The organism is Actinoplanes palleronii, from assembly GCF_016862315.1.
GTDB lineage: Bacteria > Actinomycetota > Actinomycetes > Mycobacteriales > Micromonosporaceae > Actinoplanes > Actinoplanes palleronii.
Genome location: NZ_BOMS01000152.1, coordinates 44,690 through 62,068, shown reverse-complemented (window position 1 = coordinate 62,068; position 17,379 = coordinate 44,690). Strand labels below are relative to the sequence as shown.

The following is a 17,379-nucleotide window of genomic DNA, read 5'->3' as shown; positions in this document are numbered from 1 at the left end:
GAAACGATGACAAGTCGAATGTCAACGAAAAGATGACACGGGGAGAGTCCGTGCGGAGAGGACGGCGATGACCGAGACGCCCGGGCCCGCAGCGGAGGCGACCCAGTGGGATCTGACCGCGGCCGCGGCTGCGCTCGCCGCCACCGCGGCCCACGTCGGGCAACCGGCCGCCGCCGCCACCGCGGTGAGCCCGGCCGAGTTGCTCGACGCCCTCGTGTTGTTGCGCCGGACGCAGAGCGAACTCGCCGGCCTCGAGCCGGTGCTGATCGCCGCGGCCCGCGCCGCCGGTGTCTCCTGGCAGGCGCTGGCCCCCGCGCTGGGCGTCGCGAGCCGGCAGGCCGCCGAGCGTCGATATCTGCGCGGCGCCTCGGCCCCGACGGAGCAGCCGGACGCGACCCGCGACGCCCGGGTGCAGGCCGAGCGGGACCGCCGCGCCGCGAGCCGGGCCGTTGCCCGATGGGCCAATGACAACACCGCTGACCTGCGCCGGCTGGCCGGTCAGATCACCGCGCTCACCGACCTCGACGCGACGGCCGGCGAGGCACTCGCCCGGCTGCACGACGCGCTCGGCGACCCGGACGCGTCGGCCCTGCCCGGCCTGCTCGCCGCGACCCAGCGGCACCTGGGCGATCACCCGGCGCTGACCGGCCAGATCGACGCCGTCACCGCCCGCACCGACCAGATCCGGCATCGCGGCCGGCCGGAGCGCGGTGACACCGTCACGTGACGGCCGCGTCGTCGGGCCGGTCGGCAGGATCCCAGTGCGAACCACCCGGCTGATTACTCGCGGCCCGTCCGGTGTCTACCTCTCGGCCTCGGGCGGCCGGGCCGACCGGCCGGAGGCCGCGCGCAGGTGCTCGTTGCGGGCGGCGGTCACCGCGACGATGTCGGTCAGCAGCCCTTCCAGCTGCCGCAGAGCGGCGTCGTCGTAGCCGTCGAGGACCTGATTGACCTGCTCGCCGGTGGGGGCGAGGAACGTCTCGGTGCGGGAGCGGGCTTCGGGTGTCAGCCGGAGTCTGACGATGCGCCGGTCGGAGTCCTCCCGGCTGCGCACGACCAGCCCGGCGTTCTCCAGGCGGTTCAGCAGGGTTGTGGTGGCGCCCGAGGTGTGGCCGATGCGGTCGGACAGCCCCACCGGCGTCAGCGGATCGCCGACGACCTCGGCCCACAGGATCTCCGAGACGGCGACGGCGTCGTTCACATGCACGCCGAGCGACCGGGCCAGGTGACGGGTGTGCTCGAGGTGCGCGTCGGTGTAGGCGCGCATCAGCTGCATCACCCGGGAGCGCTGACCGGGGCTGAAGAGGGTGTCGGCTTCCTCACGCTGCTCCGCCATGCCCGCACTTTACTCGATCCAAGAGTTCCTCTATTTTAAAGTGACTCTAGAAGCGAGGTAGTTGATGCGCCTCGCCTCACGATCGAGGAGCCCTCCATGCAACGATTCGCTCACGCCGTCCTGAGACGTCGATGGTGGGTGGTCGGCTTCTGGATCGTCGCCATGCTGGCCGGCGGTGTCGCCGCCGCGCGGGTGCCCGACCGGTTGTCGGCCGACTTCTCGGTGCCCGGCCAGGAAGGATCGGACACGCAGGCCGGCCTCGCCCGGGCCTACGGCATCGACGGGGGTGCCGCCTCGGTTCCGGTGCTCACCGCACCGGACGGGAGGAGGCTCGAACGGGCCGAGGTGGCCGGTGTCGCCGCGGCGATCCGGGCGCTGCCCGGCCGGCAGGTGCTCGACTACGGCAGCACCGGGGACCAGCGGTTCCTGACCGATGACGGGCGCAGCACCTTCCTGCTGGTCTTCGCGCCGCCGGCGCAGGGGCCGAGCCTCGCGCCGACCGTGACGGCGGCGGCGCTGCCGCGAGGGCTGGACGCGACAGTGATCAGCTATCAGCAGTTGGTGGCCGGCGATGCCGACCCCGACGAGGGGGCCGGTGTGCTCGCTGAGACCTTGATCGGCGCGGCCGGTGCCCTGATCGTCCTGCTGTTCGTCTTCGCCTCGTTCCTGGCCTTCGTGCCGCTGCTGATCGCGGCCGTGTCGATCCTGTCGACCTTCCTCGCCGTGCTGGTCCTGACCACGGTCACCGAGGTCTCGGGCGTCGTGCAGTTCCTGATCGCGCTGATCGGCCTGGGCGTGGCGATCGACTACTCGCTGCTGGTGGTCTCGCGCTGGCGTGAGGAACGCGCCCGGGGCGGGTCCGGCGACGACGCCGTCGTCACCGCCATGGTCACGGCGGGCAGGGCGGTGCTGGCCTCCGGGATCACCGTGGCCGTCAGCCTCGTCGCGCTGGTCGCGGTGAACGTGCCGCTGGTCCGCAGCATGGGTCTCGGCGGTTTGCTCATCCCCCTGATCAGCACGCTGGTGGTGCTGACCCTGCTACCCGCCCTGCTGAGCCTCGCCGGACCGCGGGTCGACTGGCCACGCCTCCGCAAGGAGAAGCACGCCTCGGCTGCCTGGCTGGCCTGGACCCGCGGGGTGATCCGCTACCGCTGGATCGCCGCCGGCTCCGCCGTCGCCGCACTGACGATCGCCATCGTCCCGCTGTCCGGGCTGCAGATCGGGTCCTCGGGCTCCGGCTCGCTGGCCTCCAGCGGCGCGGCCCACGACACGCTGGCATCGCTGCGGGCCGGCGGCGTGGGCAACGGCGTACTGACGCCGGTGACGTTGCTGGTCGCGCCCGGCGGTGACGCGCAGGCCCTCGCCGACGCGGCAGGGTCCGTCGACGGCGTCCGGATGGCGATCCGCCTCGAGCCCGCCGCGAGCGGAGCCACCGCGGTCGTGGTGGTTCCCGACCACGAGACCGTGGACAACACGAGCGTCGCCGTCGTGACCGCCGTCCGGGAGGTGACCGGAGACCTGCCCGGCTACGCCGGAGTGACGGGACCCGGCGCGCAGGTGATCGACTTCCAGAGAGCGGTCTACGACAAGCTCCCGTACGTGATCGCGCTCATCGCCCTGGTCGTGTTCGTGCTCCTGGTGCGAGCGTTCCGATCGTTGCTGCTGCCGCTCAAGGCCGTGGTGCTCAACCTGGCCAGCGTGGCGGCCGCCTTCGGCATCGCCACCTGGTTCTGGCAGGACGGCAACGGCTCGCAAGCAGTCTTCGGCATCGCCGGCACCGGAGCCATGACGTTCTGGCTACCGGTACTGATCTTCGCGTTCCTGTTCGGCCTGTCGATGGACTACGAGGTGTTCATCCTGGACCGCATGCGCGAGGAGTACGAGCGCACCGGTTCCACCGCCTACGCGGTCGAGCACGGCCTCGGCCGGACCGGACGCCTGGTCACCTCGGCGGCACTGATCCTGTTCTTCGCCTTCGCCGCCCTGGGCTCGGCACCGCAGACCGACATCAAGATCCTGGCCACCGCCCTCGGCGTGGGCATCCTGCTGGACGCGACCGTCGTCCGGGCCTTGCTGGTGCCGGCCATGGTGTCGCTTCTCGGCACTTACAACTGGTGGCTGCCGGCCGGGATCGCCCGCATCCTCCGGGTCGAACCTTCCCCGCTGAAGCCGGACGTCGAACTCCCCGCCACCGCGCGCCGGCTGGTCCGACCCCAGAACGCGCACTGACGAAGGAAAAACCCGAGCAGACGCTGGTCCAGGCTGCGGCCACCACAACCAAACATTTCCGGTACGGACGGGAAGGCCGCCCCGGTCGCTCGGGCTGTCGGCAAGGGGACGTACGCATCAGGCGTCGTCCGTCATCTCCATGACGAACCTTCCGTCAGGAGGAACGATGGGTGCAGCGCACCATCCGGGTCGCCGGACTTCGACGATGTCGCCGGCCGCCACCTGGGCCGTGAGCCTGGCGGCCACCGCGGCGTCCACCTACGCGCTGGACGCCTGGGCGGCGGCCGTCGGCGCCGGTCTGGTCGCCTCCGGGCTGCTCGCCGACCTCGGCCACCGATCGGTGGTGGTGTTCCTGCTGGTGAGCTACGCAGCCTGGGTGTTCGGGCTGCGCGCCGGCCTGAAGGCGAACGGCAGCCTGCTGGCGGCGACCGGGACGAGCACCAACGTGCTATCCAAGCTGGCATACGACCTCACCCGCCGCCGCTTCGGTGCCGGGCGCGCCGCCCGGCTGGCCGCCGCCGTGGCCTACACCGGCACCGAGATCGCCAAGGAGGTGCCGTACTACCTGGCCGCGTTCGGCGCCGCCGTCGCGACCGAGGCGGTCACCACCGATGAGGCGCTGATCTTCCTCGGCGGCGCCAACCTCGGCGCCGCGTTCTACGAGGGCGCGCTCGCCCGCCTCACCCGGACCGTCCTGGGCCGGCACCGCAGGCACGCGTCGTTCGACACCGACTGGGTGCCGGGGGAGTACCTCACCGACTACTACCGCACGGTCGAACCGGACGAGATCGCCACCATCGCGTTCCTGGTCGACGCGCTGCGCCAGGCCGAACGGGACCAGCCGATCCTCTACTTCGGGACCGGGCCCACCCTGCACCACGTGTTCGCGTGCGCCGAGACGGCATCCGAGATCCATCTGGGCGACTACCTTCCGGAGAACCTGGCCGAGATCCAGCGGTGGATCGAGCGGGCGCCGGGTGCCCACGACTGGCGGCCGTTCGTCCGGTACACCCTGCAGTGCGAGGGCAACCCCTGTCCGACCGACGCCGAGGTGACCGCGCGCGAAGACCTCACCCGGGCAAAGATCACCACATTGGTACGGGTGGACGCCCGCCGCCCTCGTCCACTGAACCGGAGTTACCCGACAGTGGTCAGTGCCTACTGCGCGGACTCGGCGACCGGCGACCGGGCCACGTGGCAACTGTTCATGCGGCACATCACCGGCCTGGTCCAGCCCGGCGGCCTGTTCCTCACCGCGGCGCTGCGCCGGTGCCGCGGCTACACGGTCGGCGGCAAGACCTTCCCGGGCGCCGACATCGACGAACGCGACCTGCGAGGAGCCCTGCGGCCCGACTTCGAACCGCTGCACGAGGAGGGGATCGAGGTCATCCCGACGGCCCAGCACGGCGCGCACGGCTACGCCGCGATCCTGCTCTGCCGGGCCCGCCGCGCCTGACCGGTCGCCGCCGCCCGCGACCCGACGGCCGCTCAGCGCGGTGGCGCCGCGACCGCGACCGCGAGCGGATCGGCGTCCGGCAGCACCCGGGTGATCACATTCGTGGCCGGGTCGGCGCGCGAGACGTGACGGTCGACCACCCAGATCGTGGAGTGCCCGGCCACCAGGACGAAGGCCGGGTCGTCCGGATCGGCGGCGGTGAACGGGGTGCGGGCCAGCACCGCTCCGGTCGCGGCGTCGACGCGGACCACCTGGGAGCGGACCTCGTCGCCGACCCAGAGCGAGCCGGAGGCCTCGACCGAGGGCAGGTCCTGCGAGACGTCGGAGACCCGCACACCGTGCCGGTCGGCGAGCCGGGTCAGGGTGCCGCAGGTGCCGGTCGCCCACACGTCGGCACCGGTGCCGACCAGCGACAGCACCGGTTCGCCGAGGTCGACGGCCTGCACCTGGCGGCCGGTGTCCGGGTCGAGCCGGCGCACCGTCGCCGAGTTCACGCCGCTGGCATAGAGGCCGGGCCCGAGTTGCGCGACGCCCTCGGCGAGCGGGACCGTCACGGTGCGCGCCGGGGCCGCCGGGTCGACGCGCAGCAGGCCGCGCCCGTCGGTGAGCCACAGCCAGCGGCCGTCACCGACCAGCCCGGCCGGGGCGAAACCGGCCGGCAGCGGTGACGAGCTCACGCCCGCCGCCGGGGAGATCCGCCACAACCGGCCGGGCTGGGCGACCCACAGCGCCCGGTGTGCGAAGACCAGGTGATTCTGTGCGAACGGCCGGGCCGCGGGCACACCGGCGTGCCCGACGGGGCCACCCACAGCGCCTCCGGTCTGCCCGGGGTGCTCGGCGGCGGGCCCGAGACGACCGGCGCCACCTGGCCGGCCGGGCAGTCGTCGGCCGGCCGGGCACGCCGGCAGCCGACCGGCAGCGTCACGGCCAGCGCCAGCACCACGACGAGCGCGCCGCTGCGGTGACGCCTCATCGGCCGGGGAAGAAGCCGTCGGTGTCGCGGGCCCGCGCCGCGGTGAGCCGCTCCCGCATCAGCCGCAGACCGGTGTCCTCGTTGACCAGGCAGGCGGCCAGCAGTTGCCCGGCACGGGCCCGCACCCCGGCCTCGTCGGGGTGGCCGGGCAGCCACTGCTCCGGCTCGCCGACGGTCAGCCCGACCCGGCCCGCGCCGAGCGGCTCGGCACCGGGCGGCGGGCCGCCCAGCCGGGCCAGATGGCCGGGCGAGAGCACCTGGAACCACATCGCGTCCGGCACGATCAGGTCGGGCACGTGTTCGCCGCCGGGCCGGCGGCCCTCCCAGTGGGTGGAGAGCGCGTCGCGAGCGGTCGGTGCCGCTTCGACTCCGGCCCAGGCAAGGCGTTCGGCTGCGGCCCGGGCGAGGTCGCGCTGAGCGCGCATGGCCAGGGTGACGTCCTGGCCGGCGGCGGTGAGCGTGGCCTGTTTGACCGTGCCACCCAGGGTGCCGGCCACCGCGGCCACCGTCGCGGTGGTGGCGAAGTCGCTGGCCACGACGGAGACCGGGGCGCCGGTGCGCAGGGCCGGCAGCAGCGCGTCCACCACGCCGGGCCAGGCCAGCTCGACCTCGGCCGAGACGACGACACCCCGGGGCGGCAGGCCGGGCGCGGTGTCCCGTACCCAGCCGGCCGCGATCCGCAGCAGGTCCCCGGCGCCGCGCGGCGCGTCCCCGAGCGGCCGGCCGGCCGGGCCGCGCAGCCAGGCCCGGGCGATCGGCCCGAGCCCGGTGACCACCGCGTAGCGGTCACCGATCCTGCTCGGGGTGGTGATCGCCGCGTCGGTGATGCCGGCCGCGACGAGCCGGCCCGCGATCAGGTCGGGCACGGTGGCGAACCTCGACGGCGGGCGGGTGCCGAAATCAATGATCATGAGGTGGCCGGCCGGCACCGCGATCGGTTCCGGCGCGAACGCCGGGCCGAGCGCGGCGATGTCGGCCAGCCCGGCGGTCAGCGCCGCCCGGACCCGGTCCGGATCGTCCGGCGAACGCACCAGCAGCACCGCGTTGCTGCCGCTTCGCCACCGGCGGGTCAGACCCGGTTCGACGCTGACCATGCTGGATCCTCCTGGGGAGTCGGTGGGCCTAGACCGGTACCAGCGGGACCTCCGGGATGATCGGGATCGGGATGCAGGAGCCGCAGCCGAAGACCCCGTTCTCCGCCTCGCTGTTGCCGTTGTCCTCGTTCAGGTCGCCCTTGGTCCGCACGCCGGCCGGCACCTTGTCGCCGTCGTCGGTGAAGTACACGTGCCCGGCCGGCAGACCGAGCCCCCAAACATAGACCTCGGTCGGGAAGATCGTGTACCAGTGCGGGTACACCGGGAAGGTGGACGCCCACTGCTGCAGCTCGGTGCCGCGCTCCCAGACGATGTCGTACCAGTGCAGCCCGGTGTCCTGGTAACGCTGCAGCTGATTGTCCACTTCGGTCCGGGTCTCTTCGCCCTTGTACCGCTTGACCTCGTAGATGTTCTTCTCCTTGGTCACGATGTCGATCCGGAAGCCCTGGTAGCCGATGTCCGGGTCGACGCCCGGCACACCCGGGTTGTCACCGACCTCCCAGTTGATCTGTTTGCTCATCGTCACCCCGAAGCCGAGCTGGTCGTCCTTGAACCGCTGCCACCCGGTCTCGTACTGCCGGGCGAGTTCGTTGATCGCCAGCGCGTGCGCCGCCTACTCCTGCGCACCCGAGTTCCAGGTGTCGTTGAGGCAGTCCTCCACCCCGGACAGGCAGTCGGACTTGAAACCCCAGCCCCGGGTCCACAGCGGCCCCTTGCCCTGGAAGCACTTCTGGTGCCGGGACAGCGAGTTGCCCGGGTCCGGGTTCTCCCAGCAGTTCTGCCACCCGCTGAGTCCTTGCAGCCCGATGACGAGCTGGGACAGGAAGTCGAACAGCGCGAGCCGGCCGAGCGGGTCGACCATGTTCAGCGGGCTGTCGTACGGGTACGGGCTGGCCGGACGCGACGAGCCGATCAGCACCGACAGCGGGTCCCGCGAGTCGAACCTGCCCCCGCGGGGGAGTACCAGCGGGCTCGCAGGTAGACCGACTCGGCGCCGGCCGACAGTTCACCGCGGTAGCCGAAGCGCGGGCCGTCCGCCGTGGGCAGCCCGGCGATGTCCGGGTTGCCGAACGCGTCGTACCGGGCCGCCAGCGCCCACGCGGCGGTGGGCAGTGTCCACAGCGTCGAGCCGTAGGAATCCTCGGAGAACGTGACCGCTCCGAGCGCGGTGTCGCCGAGATGCGGCCGGCACCGTACACAAAATCGGTTTTGCCGTCCTCGCCCAGCACCTGCGGGGTCTGTTCGCCGACCCTCCACTGGAACGTGGTCTTCGGCCCCTTGTCCGGGCCGATGCTGGTGAGCAGGCCGTCGCCGTTGTAGACCGACTTCTCCACCGTGGTGAGCAGCAGGTGGGTGGTCTTGCGCACGACCGGCTTGCCGAACGAGTCGTACTCGGTGCGGACCTCGTGGCCGGGGTTCGCGCGACCGGTCAGGCGCCCGGCCGCGTCGTAGGTGTAGTCGGTGTGCTTGAGCCCGGTGTCGGTCGAGATCAGCTGGTCGGCGGCGTCGTACCGCAGCACGGTGTCCAGGCCGGGCCGGGAGACCTTGGTGCGGTTGCCGTTGACGTCGTACGTATAGCTCGTGGTGCCCTCTTTGACCAGCCGGCCGGCCGGGTCGTAGGCGAATCTGGTGCTGACGCCGAAGTCGCTCTGCCGGACCACGCGGCCGTCGCCGTCGCGGTCCAGCGTGGTGTCCTGCGCGACCGACAGGCCGCCGAACTGCTTGTACTTGACGAGCATGCCGCCGTCGTAGCCGTAGGTGCGCACCGCGCCGGCCGGCAGGTCGGCTTTGAGTACCTGACCGTCCGGGTTCACCGTGTACGCGGTCCGCCCGGCCCGCGGGTCGTCCACCCCGACCAGGCGGCTGCCCGCGTCGTAGGAGTAGGTGACCGTGAGCTTGTCCGGGTACCGCAGACTGGTCCGGTTGCCGTCCGCGTCGTAGGTGAGGGCGTACGCCTCCTTGTTCGGTTCGGTGAACCCGGAGACCCGGCTGTTCGCGGTGTAGGTGTAGGTGGTGGTCCCGGTCGCGTCGGTCATGCTGGTCCGGCGGCCGTCCGCGTCGTACGTGAACGACTGGACCTTGCCGTCGTCCCCGGTGCGGGTCAGCAGCTCACCGACCGCGTCGTAGCTCATCCGCAGGGTCTTGCCGTCCGGGTCGGTGACCGCGGCCAGGTTGCCGGACGCGTCGAAGGCCTGCTTGGTGACCCGGTGGAGCGGGTCGGTCGACGAGGTCTGCCGGCCGGCCTTGTCGTAGGTGTACGTGGTGACCGAGCCGCCCGGCTCGGTGATCGTGAGCAGGTTGCCGGCGCCGTCGTAGGTGTAGGCGGTGGCCTCACCGTTGGCGTTGCTGCTCGTGGTGAGCCGGCCCTTCGCGTCGTACGTCAGGTGCTTGACCGCACCGGTCGGGTCGGTCGACGCGATCTGGTTGCCCTTGGCGTCGTACTGGTAGGTGGTGACGCCGCCGCGCGGGCCGGTCGCCTTGACCAGACGGCCGTTCTTGTCGAACTCGGACCGGCTGACCAGGCCCGCCGCCGAGGTCTGCGAGTTGCGCCGGCCGTCCGCGTCGTAGGTGTAGCGGGTGACCCCGCCGAGCGGGTCGGTGACCGTGACCAGGCGCCCGTTCGCGTCGTAACCGTAGGTGGTGACGTGCCCGAGCGGGGTGGTGGTGGTCAGCGGGCGGCCCACCTCGTCGTAGGTGTACCGGGTGACCGCGCCGCTCGGGTCGGTGCGGGTGAGCACGTGGCCGGCCGCGTCGTACGACGTGCGGCTCACGTTGCCCATCGGGTCGGTCACCGCGATCAGGCGGGCGTTGGCGTCGTACGCGTAGGTGGTGGTGCGGCCCATCGCGTCGGTGGAGGAGGTGAGCAGGCCCCGGCTGTCGTACGTGTTCTTGGTGGTGCCCGCCGGAGCGTCGCGTCGGGTCTGGTTGCCGTCGGCGTCGTAGGTGTAGCTGACGGTGTTCCCGCTCGGGGTGGTCGCCTGGGCGACCCTGCCGAACGGGTCGTAGCTGAACTTCTCCACACCCCCGATCGGGTCGGTCACGGTGGCCACCTGGCCGTTCGCGCCGTAGGTGTAGCTGGTGCGGTTGTCCAGCGGGTCGGCGACCGTGGCGAGCCGGCCGTTGGTGTCGTAGCTGTTCTTGGTGACCGCGCCGTTCGGGTCGGTGGTGTCGAGCAGCAGCCCGGCCGTGGAGTAGCGGTACTTGGTGACCGATCCGCCGGGATCGGTGGCCGCGGTGACCCGGCCGGAACCGTCGTAGGCGTACCTGGTGGTCAGGCCGAGCGGGGTGGTGACCTCGGTCGGGCGGCCGACCTGGTCGTAGGCGTAGCGGGTGATCCCGCCGGCCGGGTCGGTCAGCTCGCTCAGGTGGCGCCCGGCGTCGTAGGCGTACCGGGTGACCGCGCCGGCCGCGTCGGTGGCCTCGGTGACCAGGCCGTCGACCACGGTGTTGGTGCTGACCGCGCCGAGCGGGTCGGTGATCCGCGACGGGGCGCGGTCGTCGCCGTTGTAGGCGTACCGGGTGACCGCGTCGGTGGCGTCGGTCGTCGTGACGACCCGGTCGAGGGTGTCGTACTCGTAGCGGGTGACGGTGTCGGCGATGCTGCGGCTCAGCACGTTGCCGCGGGGGTCGTAGGTCAGGGCGATGTCCAGCCCGCCGGCGGTGTGCACGGTGGTGATCCGGCCGCTGGCGTCGAAGGTCTGCGTGATGCTGCCGCCGCCCGGGTCGTCGATCGAGGTCAGGTGCCCGGTGGTGTCGTGGTGGTAGGTCGCCTTGGCGCCGTCGGTGGCGGTCACCACGGTGGTGCCGGCGTCGAGGTCGTAGACGAACGTGGCGTCGCCGCCGGAGCCGTACTCCTGGCGGGTCACCCGGCCGGCACTGTCGTACTGGTTCGTGACGACCAGCCGGTCCTCGCCGTCGCGGATGTCGCCGAGGCGCCCGCCGCCGGCGGTGTAGTTGGCGATCACTCCGGTCGGTCCGGTCACGGAGGTGAGGAAGCCGTTGTCGTACGTGTAGACGACCGAGCGCTGGTCGCCGGTGGTGACCTGGGTGATCAGGTCATCGGTGTAGGTGATGGCCAGGCTCGGGCCGGACGACTGGGTGGCGGTCAGGAGCCGGCCCTGAGCGTCGTAGCCGAAGGTGACCCGCACGCCCTGCGACGACCGGGAGGTGCCGCGGCCGTCGGCGCCGAACGCCCACACGTCACCGGACAGGCCACGCAGGCTGTAGGTGCCGTCCGCGTTGTGGGTCAGGTCGGCGTCGAAGTCCTGCGGCCGGGTGTAGCCACCGCCGGAGGCCGGCGCGAAGGTGAGCACCCGTCCGTCGTCGGCGTGGTAGCGCACGCTGCCGTCGTCCTCGGCGACGAGGTGGGCACTGAGGTCGGCGGTCCAGCCCTTGCCGAACGGCCCGGTCGTGTCGTCGAGCGCATTGTAGGTGCGGCCCCAGTCCAGGAGCCCGGCCGGAAAGTCCAGGTCCGACGCCGCGAGCGAGTAGTTGCCGGTGGCGGAGTTGACGCCGCTGCCGGCGATGCCGAAGACCGCATCGGATCCGTACAGTTCCGCAGCCGGGCGGTCCACCAGCGGGGCCGCGTAGGCCCGCCCGACCGCGAGATTCAAGGTCAGTAGCGTTGCCAGGGCGGCAGTTATCCACAATCGTCGCTTCATGTCCTCCCCCGAAGGCGCAAAGGCCGCGGCCGGCGAGGGTCGCGCGACCGCTGATCCTGGCGGACGTTACACCGAAGATTGTCGATGTCTTGGCCCCGCGCTGCGCCCGGTGCACAGTGGCGGAAGCCGTCAATTTCCTGGTTCGGGCGCCGGTCTCGCATCGAGATGAGATCGACGTCTGTTGATTTATGTCCGATCATCCGAGCCGGCACGAGCCGACGGTCCAAGTGGGACTCGGCCACTCGACGCCGAACCTGCGGCCGTAGCGAAGGCGAGACCCCGTACGCGACGCCTGCCCCGTGCCGGCGGCGGCGCGGGGCTCTATTTCAGGCGACGGTCGCGGTGCTGGCCGGTGTCGTGCTCAGCGCCGGGGGCCGGGCGCTGGTGACCGATCCGGCGGGTCCAGCTCGCTCATGTAGGTGTGCATCGTCGACCGCATCCGGCTGACGACCGAGTCGATGCGGTCCAGGTCGGCGGGGGAGTAGTCGCCGAGCACGGTGCCGAGCAGCCGGCTCAGCGGTTCGTGGAACGCGGTGGCCGCGGCGTGGATGCCGGGCGTGGAGCGCAACGTGACCACCCGCCGGTCGCTGTGCTCCCGGGTCCGCACGACGTGGCCCGCCTGCTCGAGCCGGTTCAGCAGGATCGAGGTCGCGCCGGTGGTGAGCCCGATCCGTTCGGCGAGGCGCGCGGGCGTCAGCGGCTCACTCCGGCCCTCCGCGCTGATGATCTCCACGATCGCGACCGCGTCGGTGCCGTGCATGCGCATGCTCCGCGCGAACACACGCCCCAGTTCGCTCTGCGCCGCGGCCAGTCCACGGAGGCCCTCGATGACCTCGTGCGCCCGCCGGTCCGTCATGTCGTCGCTCACGCATCACCCTCTCCGTCCTGGTTGCAAAATATCAGATCGGCAAAGTATCTTTGCCGCAAAACTACTTTGAGGGAAAGCAAGATGACAGAGGGCGGAATGCACGTGACCTCGCGTGACGGCACGCGGATCGGCTACCTGCGCCGGGGCACCGGCCCCGGACTGGTGCTGGTCCAGGGCGCTATGGGCACCGCGTACCACTATCAGCGCCTCGCGGCGGCACTCGCGCCGGACTTCACCGTCTACACACCCGATCGCCGCGGTCGCGGCATGAGCCCGAAGCCGTACGACGACGGGCACGACATCGCCCGTGACGTCGAGGACGTGGACGCGATGCTCACCGAGGCGGACACCGGACACCTCTTCGGCCTAAGCTCCGGCGCCATGATCACCCTGGAGGCGGCCCGGACCCTGCGCCGGGTCACCCGGGCCGCGGTGTACGAACCGCCGTTCTACCGCGACGGCATCTCCCACGCCGGCATCCGGCAGCTCGGCGCGGACATCGACCACGGGCGCCTGGCGGCCGCGCTCGCCGGTGCGCTGCGCACCGCCCGCACCGCCCCGGCTCCGCTGCGGATGCTTCCCCGGCCGGTCGCCCGGCTGCTCGCCGCCGCCGTGCTCAGCGCGGACAGCCGTAGGACCGGTCCGGCCCCGAAGCTTCGCGACCTGCTCCCCGGCATCCGCTACGACTTCACCGTCGTCGGCGGCCTGGACGCCGAGATGGCGAGCTTCGGATCCATCGACAAGCCCGTGCTGCTGCTCAGCGGAACGAAGAGCCCTCGCTTCCTGCGGCAGGCCATCGGCGACCTGGCCGGCGTCCTGCCGCAGGCGACACCCGTCGAGTTCGCCGGCCTCGGCCACGCCGGCGCCTGGAACACCGGACGCCCGGAACTCGTCGCGGGCGCCCTGCGCGACTTCTTCTCCTGAAAGCGGACACCAGCATGCGTCTCAACCACATCAACCTCTGCGCCAGCGACGTCACCGCTCTCGCCGGCACACTCGTCACCCACTTCGGCTACCGGATCATCGACACGGGCCGCGCGCCCGCCGCGTTCGGTGGCGGCTCCTTCGCCGCTGTCGCCGGGAGCGACGGCTCCGAGTTCGTCATCACCCAGATCGATCCGGTACCGGACGGCGGCTCCGCGTACCCGAAAGGCTTTCACTTCGGTCTCATCCAGCAGTCCCGCGAGGCCGTCTACACCAAACACGCCGAACTCACCGCGGCCGGCCTGAACCCCGGCGCGATCAGCGACGGATTCCAGGTCTGGGGAGCGACCTGGACCGCGTTCTACTGCCCCCTGGGCGACGGCCTCGACCTCGAGGTGAACTACCGAACCCCCTCCGCGCTGCTGGACACCAACCCCTGATCCGGGAGCGCCGCACCGGCCGCCACCGGCTACTCCGGCAGCAGAGCGGTCGAGGCGTCGCGATCGTCCAGCACCCCGCGGTACACCGGGTGCCGCAGCTGGGTTCCGCCGGTCCACGAGCGGTAGCCGATCCGGGCCACCACCTGCGGGTCGACCCACATCGCCTCGGCCATCGCGGCGCTCTCGGCGTGCCCGGCCGGTGGGCTGCCGCGGTGCAGCGGCGCGAGGAGCTGCTGCAGTTGCCGGCGCGCGGCGCCGGACAGCCCGCTGCCGACCCGGCCGACCAGGTGCAGGTGCCCGGTCCGGTCGTACGCGCCGACCACGAGCGCGCCGATGGTGTCGCGCAGCCGGCCCTGGCCGGGAAGCCACCCGCACACCACCACGTCCGCCACGTGCGGGATGACCGTTTTGACCCAGGTCCTGGCCCGCTGCCCCGGCGTGTACGGCGAGTCCAGCCGTTTGCACACGATGCCCTCCAGCCCGTGCTCCTGCGCCGCGGCGTAGAGCTCGGCTGCCGCGTCGACGAAGAACGGCGGTGTCTGCACGCCGGCGCCGCGCAACGGCAGATCCTCCAGCAGTGCCCGGCGCTCGCCTGAGTCGATGCGAGCCGCCGCGGTCGAGGGGGTGCTACTGGGCGACGTCGACGACCCAGGTGACACCGAACTGGTCGGTGAGCATGCCGAACCCGGCGGACCACGCGGATGCGGCAAGCGGCTCAAGGATGGTGCCGCCGACGGAGAGGCGGTCCCAGGTGGCCGTGATCTCGTCGAGTGTCGAACCGCTGAGGGCGAGGAAGTACGGCTGGTCGGTGATGGTCATACCGTTTTGCGGTGCGTTGCTCCGGGCTGGGTCGTCTCGCCGGCAGCCTGCCGGGTGGGCACGTCGTAGGCCATGATGCGCAGGCCGTCGGTCGAGGCGACCTGCCCCCAGACAGCCTTGTCGGTGTCGGGGAGGCCGGCGGGCATTCCGTCATTGGTACAGCCTGACCGGCACGGCAGGCTTCTATGACAACTTCGGCAACATCGGGCCCACCATCTGGTGCAACGGCGGCATTGTCGGCGTCTGGGCTTCGACACCGACCGGGGTTCGCACCAGCCTTCTCGTCGACGGTGGCGAAGATCTTCAGGCGGCCACGGACGCAGCGGCCGCTCGACTCGAGCAGCGACTAGACGGAACAACCGTGACGCCTGCTATTCGCACACCGATCGAGAAGGCACTGTCGTCATGACGTGACCGGCGGGTCTCGATACTCATCGCGAGGTTTGTGGCGGCGCCGGAGGCGAGCAAACGTCCATGACGACCGGCATGGCTTAACCGCTGCAGGGGCCTGCTCCGTCAAGATCGGTGAACCGTCCGAGGTCGCCGAGGCGCCAGGGGCGCACGCGTCGATGGGCGCGGGCGCCGGCGACTCATCGGCCTGCCGCCACTGGAACGGGAAGCCCGATCAGGCCACCGCAGACGCGCACGACGGCAGTAGTCCCATCGACAAGGACTCACTCGGCCAAGGCCGGTGCGGCCGGACGGGCGGGATGCGCGAGCTGTCCTCCCTCGTGCAAGCCGGGCGCGGCCTGCGGAAGTGCGGTGGCCGCTTACCCGAGGCTGAAGACGGTCGGTCGGAGTGGGCGTGGTTGGCCCCGGCGGATCCAGGTGACGCCGACGCGGTGAGTAAACATGCCGAACAACCCCCTCTCTTGCAGTACTGAACGGTACCGGTACTTGACGTTACCGGAACCGATCGGTACCGTTATGAAGACGAGCTTCGCTGCATCGCAGGTCAACTCCGAGCGGTTGTGTCAGGGCGTTCGCACCGGGCGCTGGATGCGGAGCCATTTCGAAGAACGGGTGATCACATGCAGTACCGCACTCTCGGGGACACCGGACTGAGCGTCAGCTCGCTGTGCCTGGGCACGATGATGTTCGGGTCCTGGGGCAACAAGGACCACGACGACTCGATCCGGACGATCCACCACGCGCTCGAGGCCGGCATCAACTTCGTCGACACCGCCGACCTATATGGCCGCGGGGAGGCCGAGGAGATCGTCGGCAAGGCGCTGGCCGGGTCGCGCCGCGACTCGGTGGTCCTGGCCAGCAAGTTCCACAACCCGATGAGCGACAACGTCAACGACCGTGGCAACTCGCGCCGGTGGATCATGCGGGCGGTGGAGGGCAGCCTGAAGCGGCTCGGCACCGACCACCTCGACCTCTACCAGGTGCACCGCCCCGACCCGGCGACCGGGATCGAGGAGACCCTGGGGGCGCTGACCGATCTGCAGCGGGCCGGGAAGATCCGGTACTTCGGCACCTCGACGTTCCCCGCCCACCAGCTCGTCGAGGCGCAGTGGGCGGCCGAACGCCGGGGCCTGGGCCGGTTCGTGACCGAGCAGCCCCCGTACTCGATGCTCGCCCGTGGGATCGAGGCCGATGTCCTGCCCGCCGCCGAGGCGCACCGCATCGGCGTGCTCACCTGGAGCCCGCTCGGCGGGGGCTGGCTCTCCGGCACGTTCCGCAAGGGTGCCACCGGCCAGGTGAGCAGCCGCACCGAGCTCATGCCCGGCATCTTCGACATCGACGCCCCGCGTAACGCCGGCAAGCTCGACGCCGTCGAGGCCCTCGCCCTGCTCGCCGAGGAAGCGGGCCTGTCGCTGATCCACCTCGCCCTCGGCTTCGTGCTCGCCCACCGCGCGGTCACCGCACCGATCATCGGCCCGATGGACATCGAACAGCTCGACAGCCAGCTCGGCGCGGCCGACCTCGTCCTCGACCCGGACGTCCTGGACCGCATCGACAAGATCGTGGCTCCGGGCCGGAACATGACCGTCGGCGACGCCGGTTACTTCCCGCCCGCGCTCACCGACGCGTCACTGCGTCGGCGCTGACACCTTCCCCAATCCTTTCAACGAACGGAACCTCTCCATGTCCATCTCCGCCATCCCGCACCTCAACTTCGCGAACGGGAACGCGCGCCCGGCGCTCGAGTTCTATCGGGGCGTCTTCGACGGCGACCTGCTGTCGCACACCTACCAGGACTTCGGCATGCCCGCCGGCCTGCCGGACAGCGACCGGATCGTCTACGGCCAGATCACCACCGCCGACGGCGTCCTGGTGATGGGCTATGACATCCCGGGCGACCAAGAGCCGGACTTCGGCAAGCCGGGCTCGACCCGTCGCGCGAACGGCACGACCATCACCGAACAGCCCATGTTCATCCAACTCCGCATCGCCACCCTGGAAGAGGCGACAACGCTCTTCAAGCGCCTCGCCGTGAACGGGACCGTCGTCGAAAGCCTCACTTCATCGACCTGGTCGCCCGGCTTCGGCATCGTCACCGACCAGTTCGGGGTGACCTGGATGGTCAACGTCCACGAGTGACCACCGCGGGGCGACGCCCGGACAACCAC

17 protein-coding genes are annotated in these 17,379 nt (G+C 71.3%); 8 read left to right on the top strand and 9 right to left on the bottom strand.

What is annotated here, in order from left to right:
- The first annotated feature begins 67 nt into the window (after positions 1-67).
- Positions 68-727: a type III effector protein gene (locus tag Apa02nite_RS43745; RefSeq protein WP_203830379.1), complete on the top strand. Its 660-nt coding sequence runs from the start codon at positions 68-70 to the stop codon at positions 725-727.
- A 75-nt stretch (positions 728-802) separates the two neighbouring features.
- Here Apa02nite_RS43745 and Apa02nite_RS43740 read toward each other — a convergent pair whose 3' ends face one another.
- Positions 803-1,336: a MarR family winged helix-turn-helix transcriptional regulator gene (locus tag Apa02nite_RS43740; RefSeq protein WP_203830378.1), complete on the bottom strand. Its 534-nt coding sequence runs from the start codon at positions 1,334-1,336 to the stop codon at positions 803-805.
- Between the two features lie 96 nt (positions 1,337-1,432).
- Here Apa02nite_RS43740 and Apa02nite_RS43735 point away from each other — a divergent pair, with 96 nt between their 5' ends.
- Positions 1,433-3,565: an MMPL family transporter gene (locus Apa02nite_RS43735; RefSeq protein WP_203830377.1), complete on the top strand. Its 2,133-nt coding sequence runs from the start codon at positions 1,433-1,435 to the stop codon at positions 3,563-3,565.
- Positions 3,566-3,731: 166 nt separating this feature from the next.
- Positions 3,732-5,021, top strand: a complete 1,290-nt coding sequence (gene gntF, locus Apa02nite_RS43730) for a guanitoxin biosynthesis pre-guanitoxin forming N-methyltransferase GntF (protein ID WP_239164973.1) — start codon at positions 3,732-3,734, stop codon at positions 5,019-5,021.
- Between the two features lie 32 nt (positions 5,022-5,053).
- On the opposite strand, the gene Apa02nite_RS43725 is transcribed toward gntF, so the two are convergent.
- On the bottom strand, positions 5,054-5,830 hold the full coding sequence (locus tag Apa02nite_RS43725; RefSeq protein WP_203830376.1) for an NHL repeat-containing protein: 777 nt from the start codon (positions 5,828-5,830) through the stop codon (positions 5,054-5,056).
- On the opposite strand from Apa02nite_RS43725, the gene Apa02nite_RS43720 reads away from it, so the two are divergent.
- Entirely contained in the window at positions 5,810-5,986 is a 177-nt protein-coding gene (locus tag Apa02nite_RS43720; protein WP_203830375.1) for a hypothetical protein, read from the top strand. The two genes, Apa02nite_RS43725 and Apa02nite_RS43720, sit on opposite strands and share 21 nt — an antisense overlap.
- Before the next feature lie 4 nt (positions 5,987-5,990).
- On the opposite strand, the gene Apa02nite_RS43715 is transcribed toward Apa02nite_RS43720, so the two are convergent.
- The 4 genes from Apa02nite_RS43715 to Apa02nite_RS43700 form a co-directional block, all read right to left on the bottom strand.
- Positions 5,991-7,088, bottom strand: coding sequence for a hypothetical protein (locus Apa02nite_RS43715; protein WP_203830374.1), 1,098 nt, complete (start codon positions 7,086-7,088; stop codon positions 5,991-5,993).
- A 28-nt stretch (positions 7,089-7,116) separates the two neighbouring features.
- Positions 7,117-7,608 carry a hypothetical protein gene (locus tag Apa02nite_RS43710; RefSeq protein ID WP_203830373.1) on the bottom strand — a complete coding sequence of 164 codons (492 nt, stop codon included), beginning with the start codon at positions 7,606-7,608 and terminating at the stop codon, positions 7,117-7,119.
- The gene (locus Apa02nite_RS43705) at positions 7,577-11,701 is read right to left on the bottom strand and encodes a DUF6531 domain-containing protein (protein WP_203830372.1); all 4,125 of its coding nucleotides are present in this window, start codon (positions 11,699-11,701) and stop codon (positions 7,577-7,579) included. The genes Apa02nite_RS43710 and Apa02nite_RS43705 overlap by 32 nt, the downstream gene beginning before the upstream one ends.
- Positions 11,702-12,110: 409 nt before the next feature.
- Positions 12,111-12,617 (bottom strand): MarR family winged helix-turn-helix transcriptional regulator, encoded by a 507-nt coding sequence (locus Apa02nite_RS43700; RefSeq protein ID WP_239164972.1) that lies wholly within the window; start codon positions 12,615-12,617, stop codon positions 12,111-12,113.
- Between the two features lie 81 nt (positions 12,618-12,698).
- On the opposite strand from Apa02nite_RS43700, the gene Apa02nite_RS43695 reads away from it, so the two are divergent.
- Both Apa02nite_RS43695 and Apa02nite_RS43690 read left to right on the top strand, forming a co-directional pair.
- The gene (locus Apa02nite_RS43695; RefSeq protein WP_203830371.1) at positions 12,699-13,541 is read left to right on the top strand and encodes an alpha/beta fold hydrolase; all 843 of its coding nucleotides are present in this window, start codon (positions 12,699-12,701) and stop codon (positions 13,539-13,541) included.
- Between the two features lie 14 nt (positions 13,542-13,555).
- A complete protein-coding gene (locus Apa02nite_RS43690) occupies positions 13,556-13,981 on the top strand; it encodes a VOC family protein (RefSeq protein WP_203830370.1) in 426 nt (141 codons plus the stop codon).
- Between the two features lie 29 nt (positions 13,982-14,010).
- Here Apa02nite_RS43690 and Apa02nite_RS43685 read toward each other — a convergent pair whose 3' ends face one another.
- The 3 genes from Apa02nite_RS43685 to Apa02nite_RS43675 all read right to left on the bottom strand — a co-directional run bounded on the left by Apa02nite_RS43685 (position 14,011) and on the right by Apa02nite_RS43675 (position 14,946).
- Positions 14,011-14,541, bottom strand: coding sequence for an ATP dependent DNA ligase (locus Apa02nite_RS43685; protein ID WP_203830369.1), 531 nt, complete (start codon positions 14,539-14,541; stop codon positions 14,011-14,013).
- Between the two features lie 67 nt (positions 14,542-14,608).
- Positions 14,609-14,800 (bottom strand): VOC family protein, encoded by a 192-nt coding sequence (locus Apa02nite_RS43680; protein WP_203830368.1) that lies wholly within the window; start codon positions 14,798-14,800, stop codon positions 14,609-14,611.
- Positions 14,797-14,946: a hypothetical protein gene (locus Apa02nite_RS43675; protein ID WP_203830367.1), complete on the bottom strand. Its 150-nt coding sequence runs from the start codon at positions 14,944-14,946 to the stop codon at positions 14,797-14,799. The genes Apa02nite_RS43680 and Apa02nite_RS43675 overlap by 4 nt, the downstream gene beginning before the upstream one ends.
- A gap of 885 nt (positions 14,947-15,831) precedes the next feature.
- Between Apa02nite_RS43675 and Apa02nite_RS43670 the strand changes: the two genes are divergently transcribed.
- Entirely contained in the window at positions 15,832-16,857 is a 1,026-nt protein-coding gene (locus Apa02nite_RS43670; RefSeq protein ID WP_203830366.1) for an aldo/keto reductase, read from the top strand.
- A 37-nt stretch (positions 16,858-16,894) separates the two neighbouring features.
- Positions 16,895-17,350: a VOC family protein gene (locus Apa02nite_RS43665; protein WP_203830365.1), complete on the top strand. Its 456-nt coding sequence runs from the start codon at positions 16,895-16,897 to the stop codon at positions 17,348-17,350.
- Positions 17,351-17,379 lie beyond the last annotated feature (29 nt).